The organism is Novosphingobium sp. 18050, assembly GCF_902706195.1.
In the GTDB taxonomy this organism is placed as follows: Bacteria; Pseudomonadota; Alphaproteobacteria; order Sphingomonadales; family Sphingomonadaceae; genus Novosphingobium.
In genome coordinates this window covers 1-15537 of sequence record NZ_CACSJO010000039.1, presented here as the reverse complement: position 1 = coordinate 15537, position 15537 = coordinate 1, and the positions used below count along the sequence as shown (strand labels likewise).

The 15537-nt window shown below is 64.1% G+C and carries 17 protein-coding genes and 1 pseudogene; 7 read left to right on the top strand and 11 right to left on the bottom strand.

From position 1 onward, the window contains the following. Positions 1-25: 25 nt before the first annotated feature. From GVL61_RS22500 to GVL61_RS22490, 3 genes are read right to left on the bottom strand one after another with little or no spacing between them, the layout of a single operon-like run. Positions 26-469, bottom strand: a complete 444-nt coding sequence (locus GVL61_RS22500) for a DUF2147 domain-containing protein (protein ID WP_159983181.1) — start codon at positions 467-469, stop codon at positions 26-28. Beyond that, positions 466-1305 (bottom strand): AcvB/VirJ family lysyl-phosphatidylglycerol hydrolase, encoded by an 840-nt coding sequence (locus GVL61_RS22495; protein ID WP_159983179.1) that lies wholly within the window; start codon positions 1303-1305, stop codon positions 466-468. Before GVL61_RS22495 ends, GVL61_RS22500 begins: the two co-directional genes overlap by 4 nt. Next, positions 1302-2747 carry a virulence factor family protein gene (locus tag GVL61_RS22490; protein WP_235037854.1) on the bottom strand — a complete coding sequence of 482 codons (1446 nt, stop codon included), beginning with the start codon at positions 2745-2747 and terminating at the stop codon, positions 1302-1304. The genes GVL61_RS22495 and GVL61_RS22490 overlap by 4 nt, the downstream gene beginning before the upstream one ends. 321 nt (positions 2748-3068) lie before the next feature. Between GVL61_RS22490 and GVL61_RS22485 the strand changes: the two genes are divergently transcribed. The 4 genes from GVL61_RS22485 to GVL61_RS22470 all read left to right on the top strand — a co-directional run bounded on the left by GVL61_RS22485 (position 3069) and on the right by GVL61_RS22470 (position 5823). Then, positions 3069-3260 carry a hypothetical protein gene (locus GVL61_RS22485; protein ID WP_159983177.1) on the top strand — a complete coding sequence of 64 codons (192 nt, stop codon included), beginning with the start codon at positions 3069-3071 and terminating at the stop codon, positions 3258-3260. Positions 3261-3324: 64 nt separating this feature from the next. Beyond that, positions 3325-3738 carry a PDZ domain-containing protein gene (locus tag GVL61_RS22480; protein ID WP_159983175.1) on the top strand — a complete coding sequence of 138 codons (414 nt, stop codon included), beginning with the start codon at positions 3325-3327 and terminating at the stop codon, positions 3736-3738. Between the two features lie 2 nt (positions 3739-3740). Beyond that, positions 3741-4427, top strand: coding sequence for a response regulator transcription factor (locus tag GVL61_RS22475; protein ID WP_159983173.1), 687 nt, complete (start codon positions 3741-3743; stop codon positions 4425-4427). 19 nt (positions 4428-4446) lie between these two features. Further along, a complete protein-coding gene (locus GVL61_RS22470; RefSeq protein ID WP_200844827.1) occupies positions 4447-5823 on the top strand; it encodes a HAMP domain-containing sensor histidine kinase in 1377 nt (458 codons plus the stop codon). Between the two features lie 94 nt (positions 5824-5917). Here the strand turns inward: GVL61_RS22470 and GVL61_RS22465 are convergent, their stop codons facing one another. Both GVL61_RS22465 and GVL61_RS22460 read right to left on the bottom strand, forming a co-directional pair. Further along, positions 5918-6904, bottom strand: a complete 987-nt coding sequence (locus GVL61_RS22465; protein WP_159983169.1) for a sensor domain-containing diguanylate cyclase — start codon at positions 6902-6904, stop codon at positions 5918-5920. A 328-nt stretch (positions 6905-7232) separates the two neighbouring features. Continuing rightward, positions 7233-8024 (bottom strand): class III extradiol ring-cleavage dioxygenase, encoded by a 792-nt coding sequence (locus GVL61_RS22460; protein ID WP_159983201.1) that lies wholly within the window; start codon positions 8022-8024, stop codon positions 7233-7235. A 150-nt stretch (positions 8025-8174) separates the two neighbouring features. Here GVL61_RS22460 and GVL61_RS22455 point away from each other — a divergent pair, with 150 nt between their 5' ends. Both GVL61_RS22455 and GVL61_RS22450 read left to right on the top strand, forming a co-directional pair. Continuing rightward, on the top strand, positions 8175-9083 hold the full coding sequence (locus tag GVL61_RS22455) for a LysR family transcriptional regulator (protein ID WP_235037853.1): 909 nt from the start codon (positions 8175-8177) through the stop codon (positions 9081-9083). A 292-nt stretch (positions 9084-9375) separates the two neighbouring features. Then, positions 9376-10527, top strand: a complete 1152-nt coding sequence (locus tag GVL61_RS22450; RefSeq protein ID WP_159983167.1) for a M20 aminoacylase family protein — start codon at positions 9376-9378, stop codon at positions 10525-10527. 10 nt (positions 10528-10537) lie between these two features. Here GVL61_RS22450 and GVL61_RS22445 read toward each other — a convergent pair whose 3' ends face one another. From GVL61_RS22445 to GVL61_RS22425, 5 genes are read right to left on the bottom strand one after another with little or no spacing between them, the layout of a single operon-like run. Next, on the bottom strand, positions 10538-11389 hold the full coding sequence (locus GVL61_RS22445) for a copper resistance protein B (RefSeq protein WP_159983165.1): 852 nt from the start codon (positions 11387-11389) through the stop codon (positions 10538-10540). Beyond that, entirely contained in the window at positions 11386-13137 is a 1752-nt protein-coding gene (locus GVL61_RS22440; RefSeq protein WP_159983163.1) for a copper resistance system multicopper oxidase, read from the bottom strand. The genes GVL61_RS22445 and GVL61_RS22440 overlap by 4 nt, the downstream gene beginning before the upstream one ends. 56 nt (positions 13138-13193) lie before the next feature. Next, entirely contained in the window at positions 13194-13775 is a 582-nt protein-coding gene (locus GVL61_RS22435) for an RNA polymerase sigma factor (RefSeq protein WP_235037852.1), read from the bottom strand. Next, positions 13772-14206, bottom strand: a complete 435-nt coding sequence (locus GVL61_RS22430; protein ID WP_159983161.1) for a periplasmic heavy metal sensor — start codon at positions 14204-14206, stop codon at positions 13772-13774. The genes GVL61_RS22435 and GVL61_RS22430 overlap by 4 nt, the downstream gene beginning before the upstream one ends. Positions 14207-14210: 4 nt before the next feature. Then, entirely contained in the window at positions 14211-14483 is a 273-nt protein-coding gene (locus GVL61_RS22425) for a hypothetical protein (protein WP_159983159.1), read from the bottom strand. Positions 14484-14605: 122 nt separating this feature from the next. Here GVL61_RS22425 and copC point away from each other — a divergent pair, with 122 nt between their 5' ends. After that, a complete protein-coding gene (gene copC / locus GVL61_RS22420) occupies positions 14606-14995 on the top strand; it encodes a copper homeostasis periplasmic binding protein CopC (RefSeq protein ID WP_159983157.1) in 390 nt (129 codons plus the stop codon). A 19-nt stretch (positions 14996-15014) separates the two neighbouring features. Here copC and GVL61_RS22415 read toward each other — a convergent pair. Continuing rightward, positions 15015-15537: pseudogene (locus tag GVL61_RS22415) on the bottom strand (TonB-dependent receptor); the annotation flags it as partial.

Genomic DNA, 15537 nt, shown 5'->3' with positions numbered 1-15537 from the left:
ATGCACCCTCCTACGCGCCGGCGGATCAGACGCGATGCCAATCCTGCGACTTGCAGAGCAGCCCGCCAAGGATGCAACCGCTGATGCGGATGTCGTTTGGATCGCGTTGATCGATCGTGGAATAGAAAGTACGTCCCATGTCCGGAACGTAGACCGTACCCTGATAGTGGCCGGTGCCAGCAGCGCGATAGTCTCGGAGCAGTTCCGTCCCGATCAGCTGGCCTACGCCGCTGCCGCGCGCATCCGCCTCGGCCGCAGGCGCCGCCCAGACGACGCGTCCACACAGGTTGGTGCCGCAATCGCCGGTCTGGACCTTGACGGTCCCGCGCGGATTGATCCAGGTCCCCATGACCTGCCCTGCGTTATGGTCGCCATCAGTGTTTACCGACTGCGCCTGCGAAGCTGCCGGAGACAGCGCCAGCGCTGCCAGCATTACTGCCATGGTCTTGGTAAGAAGCTTGCGGTTCATGGACCTGTCCTTTGGGTCTCCGGTTCAGGACTTCCTTGTGACACTCCGGGTATTGCCGGAGAGTGGCGCGAATCCGAACTTTCCGTAACCTTTGCCCGCCCATCCCAATTGCCCGCAACGCCCTGCGTGGCGGCGATTTCACTCTTGAGTGCGGCATAGACCGGGGCAGGATTGTGATGCATTGGATGGCCACCGGGCAAAGCGACATTGCGGACGTTGGGCATATGCAGCAGCGGACACAGGCTGTCAGCCTCCTCCATCCCGTGAACGCACAGTACCGGGGTCCAGGTCAGCTGGCTGGCAGTAGACATTGCCTGCGCGTCGGGCTTTACCCAGTTGAACAGCTCGGCTGGCGATGCGCGGAAGATCACGCTGTCGCCCGGCACCACCAGCGCGACCATCTGCACTTTGCTGCGCAAGTCCGCAGGCAGCCCAACCGCGCCGACCTGCAACATATCCGCTCCGAAAGACTGACCGATGAGGATCAGCCGGTCGGCATGAGCAAAGGCCAGCGCACGCCGGGCTGCATCGGCGACGAATGTGCGAACTTCCTGCGGACTGCGCTCCTGCCGGAAATGAACGAGCGAACTTACTCCCAGAACCGGGATCCCATCGGCGGCAAGCCGCTTGGCTATCTGTGGGCCCATGCCCACGCGAAAGCCCATGTCGCCCGAGAACAGCACCGCCACCGTACGCGGGGTGTCCGCTGAAACGGTTCTGGCGGGAACCTCGAAGTAGAGCTGCCCTCCGAAGTAGCCGATGTGCCCCAGCCAGCCAGCAAAAGCGATCGCCAGCGCCGCGACGGCGGCAAGTGCAACTTTCCCTCGCTTCCTCATACCTCTACTCCAGAAAGCAATGTTGCAGCGATAAGCGGGGCATTGCCATCGAAGTGATGTCCTCCCGGCAAGATGGCCTCCGCTGCCATCCCGGCCGGCACCGCAGGGCAGGCACTGTCGGTTTCCCCGGCGCCACGGATACACTGTAGAGACATGCCTTCCAGCTTTTCGATCGCCGGGATGGTCGGCAATGCGTTGTCGCCGTCCATGTCGAGCCAGGACGCCAGGTGAAACTGAAAGTCGGCGCTCGGGCTCAGACCCAACAAGCTGACCCGCGTGATCGCAGGACGCAGCGCCGGCGGCATGGAGGCGACGATGAACGGCAGGTCGTCGGCCCCGAACGAATAGCCGACGAGCATGACCTTGGGCCGCTGCCACTGCTGGCTGAAATGATTGATGATACGGCCAAGATCGTTGCCCGCCTGGACCGGAGTATGGGCAGTCCAGAAGTAGTCGAGGCTATCCACGCCCACGACCGGCACGCCCTTGGCGGCAAGCTGCGCCGCGATATCGCGGTCAAGGCCGGCCCATCCGCCGTCGCCGGAATACATCGCTGCCATCGTATCGCTGGCAGGTGCCGAAGGATCGTAAACGATGGTCAACGGCAGATCGTCGACCCTTGCTGTCGCCGATGGGCGCGGCAGGATCGCGGAGGTCTCGAGGAGGGGTTGAAGCGATGGAGCAAGCCTGGTGAGCCATTGTTCCGGGCCTGCACCCGCAATCGCTCTTGCCTGCGGCACGCGGGCGAAGAAAGAGGCAGCGTCACCGCCCTGCTTTGCTGGTTCCAGTATCAGCCAGGGGGCGGGCAATGCAGCAGACGGTGGGGCGAAGCGCCAGCCGGGAATACTGCCGTGAGTGCGCATCATCGCCAGCCCCGGCGCCTTGCACCAGGGCTTTGTCCCATCGACAATACGGGTGAAGCCGAAGGAGATGCCTCCTCGATACATGCCCGCAGGCGTCTCTGCGAATGCACCGTAGGCCAGTCCCGCACCGGAACCCGATCCGACCAGGATCGGCTTTACATAACGGCCAAAACCAAGCTGATGTTCGAAATCCTTGGACAGCGCAGAGAGCATTCCATTCGGGTTGGCGCACTGCTCCGTACCATTCTCCAGCGCTTTCTCGAAGTCTGGCGTGGAGATCCCTGCAACCGCGAGGCCTTGTTCCGTCAGGGCCTTTGCGGCCGAATCCATCGCAGGGCTCCAGCCTTCGGCGCCCGACAGGAAAAGCGCCGCGCCCCTGACGGGACCTGCCGGCCGATAGGTATTCACCGGACCGTATGCGGGAACCTGCAATTCTCCGCCGGGGGCCGGAGCGGAAACGGCACTGGGCGTTCTCATCTGCAGGACATGATAGGCCCTGCGGACGTCGCCATGGATCATCACCGTTCCGATCAAAGCCGCCACTGCGACCGCCGCTTGACCGAGCAACATTGCACGCATGGCCGTATCCTTTCCGACTTCGCGGCGAAGACACAGGCAATAACCACGGCCATCTTCCGGCGGCGTGACGGCTGGATGAATTCCACGCCATATTCCGAAATCCCCGCCCCATGACCGATCCTTCATGTTCGGGCAGCAAGATGGGGCTCAATAATGTTTTGTATCTCAATGTTTTATCGCCAAGCTCAAAGCGCCGGATGGCCGGAACATGACGAAACCGTAAATTGCATTGGAACGCAAATCGGGCGAATTTCGTAACTGCGATCAGCGGGTGCCGACCTCCGCCGCCGCCAGATCCGCAAGAGAAAAGGAACCGAAGTCATGCATAAGAAGTCGCTCCTGCTCCTCGCCGGCCTCGCTCTGGCCGGTGCCACCACCGCCAATGCCGCAACGCCGACCAAGGCCCCGGCGGCCCAAAGCCATCACATGAAAAAAACCGCCCACCACAAGGCCCACCACGCGACGAAGCCCATGACGAAAACGACCGTCAAGAAGACCAGCCAGCCCAGTTGATCCCGCCCCTGCTGTGGAGGCACCGAAGCGGGCCTCCACAGCCGCTCTCGCGATGGATAAAGCGATGCGCGACGAGTATGCCGGCCCCTCCCCGATGCAGCGCCGGCTTGTACGTCTGGCCCCGCTGCTGCTGCTGCTCGTCCCCGCCGCGACGATGCTGTTTTCGGTTTCCCACACCGGGCGCACGTGGTTCGCCTCGTTTGCCGGCAGGTTCGAAGCGCGCCCGCTGTTGCCCGGAATGACCATCGAATCCGCGCCTTGGGAGCCGGACCGACTGGTCGTCACCAGCATCCGTTCAGGCAGTGAAGCCGAGCTTAAAGGCATCACCGTCGGGGACACTGTGCTGGATATGAACGGCCGGCCCATCTTCACGCTGGATCAGGCCGCCCGTTATCTGCAACAAGGCACCGTCGTGCGGCTGTCAGTGTCGCATCAGGGTCGGCCGCGCACCATACTGCTCGGCCGGAAGGGAGCGTGACGATGAGCCACAAGTTGCTCGTGATCGAGGATGACGATGACACTGCGTCCTTCATAGCCAAGGGCATGGGCGAGGAAGGCTTCACCGTCGACCGCGCCGACAACGGACGCGACGGCCTGTTCCTGGCTACCGATGGCGCCTATGACGCCATCGTGCTGGACCGCATGCTCCCCAAGATGGACGGCATGGCCGTGCTGGCAGCGCTGCGTGCCGCCGGCATAGAGACACCCGTGATCATCCTGAGCGCGCTTGGCACCCCCGATGACCGCGTGACCGGGCTCACCGCAGGGTCCGACGATTATCTGACCAAGCCTTTTGCCTTCGCCGAACTGCTCGCCCGCGTTCGCCTGCTACTGCGCAAGCGCGGGGCCGGGGCGCCGGTCGTCACCAGCTTTTCCTGCGACGATCTCGAGATGGACCTGCTTTCACGCAAAGTCCGCCGCGGCAGCCGGCCGATCGAATTGCAGCCACGCGAATTTCGCCTGCTCGAATACCTGCTTCGCCATGCCGAACAGGTGGTGACGCGCACGATGCTGCTGGAAGGCGTGTGGGACTATCATTTCGATCCCGGCACCAATGTCATTGATGTGCACGTCAGCCGCCTGCGCCGCAAGCTCGACGACGGCTCCGACCGACCGTTGCTGCACACGGTGCGCGGCGCCGGTTACCGTCTGGGCATTTCGGCCTGAGCCCCTTGAAGGCCGGATGATGCTGGGCACGGCACTCTTTCGCTCGACGACGGCGCGCTTCGTCCTGCTGGCATTCGTGCTGCAATTCCTCGTGACCGGCGGGGTCCTGGTGTTTGTCCAGGAAGCAAGCCAGCGCGCGCTCGCGGCCGAACAGCGCGAGGCCGTGGGCGAATTGCGCGACGAATTGACCGCTGCCTGGCGCGGATCGGGCGACGAAGGCCTGCGCCGCCTGATCCGTGCGCGCCTCGAAATTACCCACGGCGCCGTTGCCGTCATCCTCTACGCCGCGCCCGACGGCACGCCGATCGCCGGCAACCTCGATGCATGGCCCACGGTAATCCCTCCCGGCACCCGCTGGCTCACCATCGACCTCTACCGTGCCGGCAGCGAACGGCCTGAGCGCATGGGCGTCACCGCCGTCCGCCTGCCGGATGGCAAGCGCCTGCTGGCGGGCCACGTCATCGAATCGAGCCTGCGACTGGTCCGCGTGAACGAGGAGGCCGTGCTGGGCGCACTCGTCGCAGGGCTGGCGCTGACCCTGCTGGGCGCGCTGGTCATCGGCCGGGTACTGTCGAGCCGGATCGAGGCGATCACGCAGACCGCCAGCGCCGTGGGCGGCGGCGCACTGGCCGCGCGCGTGCCCGTGAGCGGCAGCGGCGATGCCTTCGATCGGCTCGGCCTCTCGATCAACGCCATGCTGGAGCGGATCGAGGGGCTGATCTCGCAACTGCGCATGATAACCGACGGGCTGGCACACGACCTGCGCTCGCCGGTGACGCGGATGAAAGTGCTGATAGAGCGCGCCGCCGCCGAAACGGAGGACGACAACGCCCTCGGCGCACTCGAACGGGTGGCGCAGGAAGCGGACACGCTGCTCAGGATGCTCTCCACCGCACTGCAGATCAGCCGCGCCGAAGCCGGCATCGGCCGCGAGCGTTTCAGCGAGATCGAAGTGGCCATGCTGCTGGAAGACCTCGTGGAGATCTATGGCCCACTCGCCGAAGACAGCGGCTTCGCGCTGGGGGCCAGTTCACCGCCAAACCTCCACGCCACCCTGCACCGAGAATTCATCAGCCAGGCACTGGGCAACCTGATCGAGAATGCGGTCAAGTATGCAGAAGGTGGCAGCCGCATTTCCCTTTACGCGCGGGAAGAAGGCAGTCAGCTGGTCCTGACCGTAGCCGACGACGGCCCCGGCATCCCCCCCGAACACCGCGCCGAGGCGCTAAGGCGCTTCGGCAGGCTCGATCCGTCTCGCCATCTCGCCGGCTCAGGCTTGGGGCTCTCGCTGGTCGAAGCCGCCGCACGGCTTCACGACGGGGATATCCGGCTGGCAGACAACGCACCAGGCTTGCGGGTGGAACTGTGGATCAGCGGTTCTTCGCATAGGGGATAAGCAGCAGCGCAGAGCAGGACGTCAGCACTGCGACGGGGAACCGCGCGTCAGCGGCGAAAGGGAGTAGCGATTGCCCCGACTTGGTAGGCGCTCATCAACCCTCTGCTACCCTGGAGCAATTACGGCCGGCCCTTTTTGCAGCGTACAATGCCCGGTCCGCCAACTCCATCCAGCGATCAACCGTATCGATTCCCGCGCTCAACTCGGATATCCCGAAACTGGCAGTGACATTGAACCGTTTTCCATACGGTAGCTCAATCTGATGGCCGGCCAGCGAGAGACGAAACCGTTCTACTGCCGCAAGCGCGAACGGGGCATCCGTTTCCGGCAGAAGAAGAGCGAACTCCTCGCCGCCCAGCCGTCCAAGCGTATCGATCGGGCGCTTTGCCAGCGATACCCGGTTGGCGGTTTCGCGAAGCACTGTATCACCCGCCGGATGGCCGTACGTGTCATTGACCAGCTTAAAATGATCGAGATCAGCCAGCACGAGACTACACGGCCGTCCATAGCGCCTGTAGCGCATGACTTCCTGCTGAGCGCGTTCGGTAAAGGCCCCGCGCGTCAATGCTCCGGTGAGGGGATCACGTTCTGCCCGCTGGCGAAGGGCGAACTCATTTTCAACGATCTTCGCGAATTTGGCGAGCATCGCCAGTTCTTCGGCGGTGAACTCGCGCGGCTTGCGATCGATAGCGCACAAGGCGCCCACGTTATACCCGTCCGCAGTGCGCAACGGGATGCCGGCATAGCTTCGGATACCCGGGTCGCCAGTGACGAGCAAATTGTCGACGAAACGGCGATCTAGAAGGGCATCTGTGACGACAAACGGCTCGCTCCCCTCGATAGCATGTGAACAGAACGATATATCTCGTGGGGTCTGCGATACATCAAGCCCAGCGCGGGCCTTGAACCATTGCCTGTCTTCATCGATGAGAGAGACGGCGGCAATCGGCACACCCAGAACGGTTCGCACCAGCGAAACGATATTTTCGAATGCATCTTCAGGTTCGGTGTCGAGGATTTCCAGCCGGCGCAATGCCGTTAACCGCTGCTCCTCATCCTTGCGAACCATCGTATGTGCCATGCGTCGTCCATCCAGGTTGCGTGACCAGAGGCGGCCCGAGCTAGCGGCGGCAGACATATATGCCCAGGCGAGATGAAATCAATGCGGCGTGACCCGTATGGCAGCGGGCCCCAGGATGCCTTTCAGAAGCTCTGGAGCGATAAGAAACACGCAGCGCGGCCGGACGCATCGTCGCGGTCGGTCGCTTCCCGCAGCCACCAACGCCACCTCGACGCGATCCTGCTCACGCCCGGTATTGACCACCCGTGCGCCGGATTTCGCCAGTGACGATGGCAGGCTTTTGTGAAAGATCGATAATCGTGGAGTTTCTCCTGAACAGCGCGGCGGCTCAGCCGAACCGAAACGCCGAAATCATGGTTTCCATGACGCGCTCGGAATAGACCTTGCGGCCCGCAGACTCCCCACCCGCGCCGGCGGCCACGAGCAGCGGAATCAGATGCTCCTCAGCGCCCGCAGGATGACATAGGCGCGCATGGGGTGCCTGTTCCCAATCCCGCAACAGGGTATCGCGCTGCGTTGGCTGGCTTTCCACCGCATTGATCAGCCACTCGTCGAACTCGGCCGAGACCGGCGTGAAGCGGGGATCGCCATAGCCGCGCATATTGTGGAAGCTCATGCCGCTACCAACGATCAGAACGCCTTCGTCGCGCAACGCAGCCAGAGCATGGCCCAGTTCCAGATGTGCGCCGGGATCGAAGTCGCGCCGCAGCGACAACTGGATCACCGGAATATCTGCGCCCGGAAACATCAGCTTCAGCGGAATAAACATGCCATGGTCGAAACCGCGCTGCGCATCCACGCGCCCATCCATCCCGTGTGCTTCGATCAGTTGCGCAAGCCTGTGCGCCAGCGCCGGTTCGCCCGGGGCGGGATAGGTCAGCTCATAGGTATGCCGCGGAAATCCGGAATAGTCATAGATCAAATGGGGTCGGGCATGGCCGGTAACGCTGAACTCCGACTCCAGCCAGTGTGCCGAAACCAGAATGATCGCGCGGGGCTGCTCGGGGAGCGTCGCGGCGATGCCCTTCAGGAAGGAGGCCATGTTATTCCAGGTGTGAGCCGGGCTCCAGTCCATGAAAAAGCACGGCCCGGCCCCGTGCGGAATGAAGAATGTGGGCATACGCGCATGACCTTTGGCGGTCTTAGGGGCATCGGCGTTCACGATATTTTCCTTCGTCAAATCCATGACGAAGATATTAGGTCATATCCGAAAATGGTAGAACTGGGGTAAAATCACCAAGACTTGATACCAGTAGTAGGAAATTCAACCGTGGATCGTATCATCAGCATGCGGGTATTCGTCTGTGCCGCCGCCGATGGCAGCTTGTCCGCCGCAGCCCGTCACCTCGGCATGTCGCCAGCTATGGCGGTGAAACATGTCAACGCGCTCGAGGCGCGGCTGGGCGTCAAGCTGTTCCACCGCACCACCCGTCAACTCAGCCTGACCGAAGCGGGGAGCAGCTATCTTGAGGCCTGCCAGCGCATTCTGCCGGAAATCGACGAAGCGGAGGCGGCAGCGGCCTCGCAGCGCATCAAGGCGAGCGGGCTGTTGCGCATGAATGTGCCACTTTCATTCGGTAGCAGATTCGTCGCGCCGCTGATCCCCGAATTCAGCCGCCGTCACCCGGAAATGAAGGTCGAACTGGGTCTCAGCGACGCGCAACTGGACCTCATTGCCGGGAGCTGGGATCTGGCCATCCGCATCGGTTGGCTGGCCGACAGCCCGCTCCACGCCCGTCGCCTCGGCGACAGCGCGATGCATGTCTGCGCCGCCCCCGCCTATCTAGACCGCCGTGGCGTGCCACGCCAGGTCGCTGAACTGATCCAGCACAACTGTCTCAGCTACACTCTCTCGGCGATGCAGGACGCCAAGCAATGGGCTTTTGGACCGCGCGGCGACATCCGCGTACCAATCAGCGGCGATCTCATCGCAAACAATGGCGATGCGCTGCTGGCTGCAGCACTGGGCGGGCAGGGCATCCTGTATCAGCCGGATTTCATCGTCGGCAAGGCGATCCAGCGGGGAGACCTGGTCGCGCTTGCGTTGGACAAGCCGGTAGTCGATCTTGGCGGGATCCATGTGCTGTACCCGCCCGACCGGCGTCCACCTGCCAAGGTCCGCGTGATGATCGACTATCTCGCGGAGGTTTTTGCGACGGCGTTGCCGATACTCCCCTAGGTGTTCAGGAACCGACCCCGCGCTGGGCCTCACCGACCGCCTGTTCAAGCGCGGTCACGGGAATGGCGCTATTTTCAATGCCTTCACCGACAACGTCACAGGGGCTTGCACCGAAGCTGTGTTGCACGGATGATGGGATGGATATGATACTCGACTGCATCGGTGACACCCTGGGCGGCCTACTCGACGACAAGCGGGACAAGATGTTGACCATGTTCACCAAAGCCACCCTTCATCAAGCACCACGACCCGATATGAAAGCTGTTCGGCGAGCAGCACTGAGGAGCGTCCCATGAACGCCGCGATCGATGACCTACTCTCCCCGCTCGTGGCTTTCCGCCGCGACATCCACGCGCACCCCGAACTCGGTTTCGAAGAGCGCCGCACCGCCTCGATCATCGCCGGCAAGCTGCGCGAGATCGGGTTGGAAGTGCATGAAGGCATCGGTAAAACGGGTGTCGTCGGCGTGCTGCGCAACGGCAATTCGGCGCGCAGCATCGGCCTGCGCGCCGACATGGATGCACTGTCGATCCAGGAACAGACCAACCTGCCCTACGCCAGCCGCACCGACGGCGTGTTCCACGGCTGCGGTCATGACGGGCACCTTGCCATGCTGCTCGGTGCTGCGCAGCATCTGGCCCGCACACGCAATTTCGACGGCACCGTGAACTTCTTCTTCCAGCCCGCGGAAGAAGGCCTCGGCGGTGCCCGTGTCATGGTGGAGGAAGGCCTGTTCGAGCGTTTCCCCTGCGACCGCGTATTCGCGCTCCACAACTGGCCCGACCTCCCCGCTGGAACCATCGCCACCCGCCCCGGCCCGATCATGGGCGCGGCAGACAGGTTCGAGATCGTGCTGACCGGCAAAGGCGGCCATGCTGCACTGCCCCATAGCACGCCAGACGCACTGCTTGCAGCATCGGCACTGGTCGGCCAGCTCAACACGATCGTCTCGCGCGCGATTGCGGCGGCGGATTCGGCGGTTCTTTCCGTCACCCAGTTGCACGGGGGCGAAGCGCATAACGTGATCCCCGCACGCGTCAGCATTGTCGGCACCGTGCGCACGTTCGATCCGGCTGTGCAGGACCTGATCGAAGCGCGCCTGCGCGACATGGCGCAGGGTGTTGCCCTGTCGTTCGGCGTGTCGGCGCATGTCGATTACGAACACTATTACCCCGCCACTATCAACGATGGAGAAGCAGCCGCCGAAACGCTGCAGATTGCCGCCACCGTGGGCACCGCCCTGCTCGCCCCTGAGCCGGCGCTCACCTCGGAGGACTTTTCCTTCATGCTGCAGGTCTGCAAGGGCGCCTATATCTGGCTGGGCCAGGCACGCGGACCGGCCTCTCCCGCGCTGCACAATCCCGGTTACGACTTCAACGACGACGTGCTGGCAATCGGGCTGAGGCTGCACGTAGCTCTGGCGGAAAAGCTGCTGCCAATCTGACGCAGCTGCATCAGAACCAGAACCGCACACCCGTCACGAAATGCAGACCGCCCGGGCTGTCACCCTCGGCTCGGGCATAACGGGCGGTCTTGCCCAGCTTGCGTTCCCAGTTCACGCCGACATACGGGGCGAACTCGCGCACCAATTCGTAGCGCAGGCGCAGCCCCAATTCCAGCGAAGTAAGGCCGGAGCCCGTCTCCAACCCCGGCATATCCTGCGCCGAAAGGTTCACTTCCGCGCGCGGCTGCAGCACAATCCGCTGGGTAATGAGCTGGTCGTAGCTCACCTCGCCGCGCGCCGTCACTTCGCCTTTCTGCGACAGGAACAGCTCGCCCTCGGTTTCGAACCAGTACGGTGCAAGGCCCTCAACAGCGAGAACGGCATGGGTCCGCCTCGGCTCCGGCTGGAGGTCCTGCCGCACGCCGACGCGCAAGTTGAACCAAGGGTCCAGCGCGTGGAACCAGCCCGCCTGCAACTCGATCTTCTCGGCCTTGCCGGTGAAATCGCCCTCCCCCTTGGATTTGATGGCAAGCCGGTCGATGTCCCCGCCGGTCCAGCCTTCAATTTCCCAGTTGTAGCCATCGCCGCCCTTACCTGGCCGCCATTCCAGACGATCGATCATCAGCATCGAATTGGGCATGCCGCCGCCTTCATAGGCCAGCATTTTGCGCGCCTGCGCCATCTGCGCCGGGTCGTAATAGGCATCGGCGGCGTGGTCTGCCGGGACAGCAGGCGCAGGCGCGGACGGAGCGTCCTCGACAGCCGGCGTAGCCCCGGGCATGACGTGGCCCGCATGGTCCTGCGCCTGCGCCCCGGTGGCAGCCAGCGCCAGCGGCAGGGCGATCGACAAGGCGCGCTTCATGCCGCGTCCTCCCCGGCACGCACCGTCACGACCCGGAACATTCCCGAATGCATGTGCAGCAGCATGTGGCAGTGGAAGGCCCAATCCCCCGGCGCATCGGCGGTCAGGTCGAAACTGGCCTTCCCGCCCGGCAGCACGTTGACGGTGTGCTTGCGCGGTTGCCTGTCCTCTGCCCCGTTGACCAGCTCGAAGAAATGGCCGTGCAGGTGGATCGGGTGCGGCATCATCGTGTCGTTGACCAGCGTGACGCGCACGCGCTCGCCCAGACGGAACGCCAGCGGATCGGGGTTCTCGCTCAGCTTCACGCCATCGAACGACCACATGTAGCGCTCCATGTTGGCGGTAAGGTGAACTTCCAGTTCACGGCCCGGCGCGCGCCGGTCGGCGGCGGGGACGAGGGCGCGCAAGTCCGCATAAGTCAGCACGCGGTGATCAACCCCTTCAAGCCCGGTGGGCCGGTCACCCAGCCGGTCGGCGGGGGCGGCGGAGATCGTCGCCACGCCCGGCCCCATCCTGACACTTGGCGGTGCCAGCGATTTGTCCCGCATCTTCATCGCGCCGTGGCCGCCTGCCGGATGGGCGTCGACCGCAGCGCTGAGGTCCAGCGTGCCGCTCGCCATGTCCATACCGGACATGTCCATGCCCATGTCTTTCATCCCCAGCAGCGGGCGCTGGCGTAGCGGCACGGCCCGGGCAACCATGCCGATCTGCGGCGCCAGCGTGGCGCGGCACAGGCCCGAACGGTCGATGGCCTCGGCGATGATTGCAATGGCTTCCGCTTTTTCGGTGCGGACGATGACGTCGTATGTTTCGGCGATGCCGATCTGGAACTCGTCGGTTTCCACCGGCTCCACGTCCTGCCCGTCCGCCGCCACCACTGTCATGGCGAGGCCCGGCAGGCGGAAGTTGAAGTTGGTCATCGACGAGGCATTGATGATGCGCAGCCGCACCCGCTCACCCGGTGCGAACAGGCCGGTCCAGTTGCCGGCGGTGTCATGGCCGTTGATGAGGAAATCGTAAGTGGAGCCGGTGACATCGGAAATGTCGGTGGGGTCCATCCGCATCCTGCCCCAGTCCATCCGCTCCGCAAGGGGCTGGTCGCGGCCCGCCAGAAGGCTTTTCAGCGTCTGCTTCTGGCGGTTGTAGTAGCCGCCCCGCTGCTTCAAACGGCGCAGCTGCATGTGCGGGTGGACGCTGCTCCAGTCCGACAGCACGATTACATGTTCGCGCTCGTAAGGCGCCGTTTCGTCCCCTGCGGGATCGATAACGATAGGGCCGAACAGGCCCATCGCCTCCTGCATATTGCTATGGCTGTGATACCAGTAGGTGCCGGCCTGGCGGATGGGGAATTCGTAGTCGAAGACCTGGCCGGGCCTGATCCCCGGAAAGCTGATCCCCGGCACGCCGTCGAACTGGAACGGCACGATCAGCCCGTGCCAGTGGATCGAGGTGTCCTCACGCAGCCCGTTGGCAACGGAGAGGCGCACGTTCTGGCCTTCCTTCAGGCGGATCAGCGGCCCCGGCATCGTACCATTGGCCGTCACCGCATGGCCTTCACGCCCGCCCATGGCCACGTGGGCATGACCGATATCAAGGCGGATACGCTCACCCGAAAGCACCGCGCCCTGCGCCGCGCCGACCGTTCCCGCCATCGCCCAGCCGGGAAACATCCCGCCCAGTGCTGCCGTCACGCCCAGTCCCGCCGCGCCGCGCATGATCGTCCGGCGGTCGAGTTTGGATGGTAGCATTCGGGGATCGTCCTTCGTTTTTATCCGTCGTCACATCGGCATACGCGCGCGAGGCACTATACCCTCAAACTCTCGGTCAATTTCAGGCGCGCGCGGTAAAGGCGCGTCTCTACCGCCTTTTCGCTGAGTCCGAGCAAAACGGCCACATCGGTCTGGCTCATGCCCTCGATGGTGCGCAGCAACAGAACCGAGCGCAGGTTCTCCGGCAGGGCAGTGATGGCGCGGCGCGTGCGGGCCAGTTCCTCGCGGGCGGCAGCCTGCTGCTCCTGCCCCGGCGCGGTGTCGGACACCTGCAACCCCTCCTCTATCGGGCGGGCGCGGGAGAAGAAACTGCGCACTTTGCGCCGCCGCCGCCAGTCGCGCGCCTTGTTGATGGCAATGCGCATGATCCAGAAACGGAACGGGCGCGCCGGATCGTAGCGGTCCAGGTGCGCGAAAGCGGCGATGAAACTTTCCTGCGTCACGTCCAGCGCAGCATCGCCATCGTCCATTTGCGCGCGCACCAGCATGTACACAGCCTCGCGGTGGCGCGCCATCAGCGCCCGGAAAGCATCCTCACGGCCGGACAACGCAAGCGCCGCCAACGCGCCGTCGTCGTCTGCGGCATGGACTGCGGCTTCGGGCAGCGAAACACTCACTGCTGCGGTGCGGTCAGCGCATCCACCATCGCCTTGTCGAAACGCTGTGCCTGATCGGGACGCAGCACAGCGCGCATCGCGAACAGATGCTGCAGCGTTTCCTTCTGCAGCATGCCCATGGCGTGGTGCGAACGATCCACCGCATCGGCAACATGCGGGCCGTACCCCTTCTCCGCCTGAATCGCATCGGCTAGCCGGCGGTTGTCGTCGCGCATCTCCTGCTCGTAGCCGGTTTGGCGCGCAGCAAAACTATGTTCCAGCGCCTCGATCCGCGCCGTCTGGGCGGCGTCCAGTTTCAGCTCATGATGGATCAGTGTGTGGAAGCGGTTCTCGATCGGCGGCTCGGGCGTGAACAGCAGGCGGCCGATGAAGACGCCGGCGATCGCGGCCAGAAACGCGAAGATGACGATGAGGTACGAAGGACGCGCCACCGCTTCAGGGCCTGCCCATCAGCAGGCTGGACGGCGCGCTGGAAGGCACCGCGTTGAGCGCGAAGGACGGCACCGCCCGCGCGCTTTGCGGCGCGGAGAAGCTGGCGACGAAGCCAATGCCCAGCGCCATCACGCTGGTCAGCACCAGTGTGCGCCGCGCCGCGCCTTGCGCGCGCCGCTGGCCCACGCCTGCCAGCACGGCTGCGTCCATGCCCGCCAGCCGCGGGTCACCGCCATCGTTGCGCAGGTTCGCCAGCAGTTCGTCGATATCGCGCATCTTCGTTACCTCCACTCCCCACCTATACGCAGCCCGCACAAAAATCACTCATAGCGATGAGGGGCGCACCGACAGCGCGCGTATTGGATCCGTACGCAACGCGAAACCGCAAAGGATCACCCATGCGCCGCTTCACCTCGATTGCCGCTTTCGCACTTGCCGCCGCCGCGGTTTTCGCCGCCGGTCCGGCCTTCGCCCACGCAAAGCTGGTCAGCGCCACCCCGGCCGCCGATACCAAGGCATCGAACGTGCGCACGCTGTCGCTCAATTTCTCCGAAACCGTGGTCGAGAAAATGTCGGGCGTGGAGATCGTGATGACCGGTATGCCGGGCATGGCCAACCACGCACCGATGAAAGTCTCCGGCTTCAAGACCGCGCTGGCCGGCGGGGGCAAGGCGATGACCGTCAGCTTGCCCCGCGCCCTGCCTGCCGGCACTTATGACGTGAAATGGCACGCGGTCACCGCCGATACCCAACGCATCGAGGGCAGCTACAGCTTCTCGGTCAAGTGAACCGATAGGTGCGCGCGCGTCAGAAGATGCGGCGCACCGACAGCAACAGCGTGCGGCCCAATGGGTCGAGATAGTCCCGCTGGTAGGCATAGGGCGTGGCGCCCGTGGCGTCAGTCACACGCTGGCGGCTATCGAACAGGTTTTCCGCCGACAGGGTGATACGCGTTCCGCGCGCCCAGGCCTTCCCGCGAAAGCGGTTCTGGAGGTTGGCGAATATCCTGAGGTCGAGCGTAGCGAGCGCGCCGAAGTGCAGGTCGCCGGTCGCCGAGGACATGCCGTCTCCCGAAACAGTGGTCGCGGCCTGCCAGTTGCCTTCCAGCCTTGCGCCGAGGCCGTTGTCGGTCACGCCCAGGGTCGCCGTAACCTTGTGCTGCGGGGTGCTGCTGCCGCTGATCGTGCCGCCGTGGAGCAGATCGATGGTCTCGCTGCCCTCGGTCAGTTGCACGTCCTGCCGCAAAATCCAGGTGTGATAGACCGAGGCCAGCAGCCGCGCGCCGTTGTCGCTTCCGCCCGAGAACCCACGCCCGCCGCCGCCGCGAGGG

Coding starts and splice junctions, on each gene's coding strand:
- GVL61_RS22500 (WP_159983181.1), bottom strand. CDS start 469: ATGAACCGCAAGCTTCTTACCAAGACCATGGCAGTAATGCTGGCAGCG.
- GVL61_RS22495 (WP_159983179.1), bottom strand. CDS start 1,305: ATGAGGAAGCGAGGGAAAGTTGCACTTGCCGCCGTCGCGGCGCTGGCG.
- GVL61_RS22490 (WP_235037854.1), bottom strand. CDS start 2,747: ATGCGTGCAATGTTGCTCGGTCAAGCGGCGGTCGCAGTGGCGGCTTTG.
- GVL61_RS22485 (WP_159983177.1), top strand. CDS start 3,069: ATGCATAAGAAGTCGCTCCTGCTCCTCGCCGGCCTCGCTCTGGCCGGT.
- GVL61_RS22480 (WP_159983175.1), top strand. CDS start 3,325: ATGCGCGACGAGTATGCCGGCCCCTCCCCGATGCAGCGCCGGCTTGTA.
- GVL61_RS22475 (WP_159983173.1), top strand. CDS start 3,741: ATGAGCCACAAGTTGCTCGTGATCGAGGATGACGATGACACTGCGTCC.
- GVL61_RS22470 (WP_200844827.1), top strand. CDS start 4,447: ATGCTGGGCACGGCACTCTTTCGCTCGACGACGGCGCGCTTCGTCCTG.
- GVL61_RS22465 (WP_159983169.1), bottom strand. CDS start 6,904: ATGGCACATACGATGGTTCGCAAGGATGAGGAGCAGCGGTTAACGGCA.
- GVL61_RS22460 (WP_159983201.1), bottom strand. CDS start 8,024: ATGCCCACATTCTTCATTCCGCACGGGGCCGGGCCGTGCTTTTTCATG.
- GVL61_RS22450 (WP_159983167.1), top strand. CDS start 9,376: ATGAACGCCGCGATCGATGACCTACTCTCCCCGCTCGTGGCTTTCCGC.
- GVL61_RS22445 (WP_159983165.1), bottom strand. CDS start 11,389: ATGAAGCGCGCCTTGTCGATCGCCCTGCCGCTGGCGCTGGCTGCCACC.
- GVL61_RS22440 (WP_159983163.1), bottom strand. CDS start 13,137: ATGCTACCATCCAAACTCGACCGCCGGACGATCATGCGCGGCGCGGCG.
- GVL61_RS22425 (WP_159983159.1), bottom strand. CDS start 14,483: ATGCGCGATATCGACGAACTGCTGGCGAACCTGCGCAACGATGGCGGT.
- copC (WP_159983157.1), top strand. CDS start 14,606: ATGCGCCGCTTCACCTCGATTGCCGCTTTCGCACTTGCCGCCGCCGCG.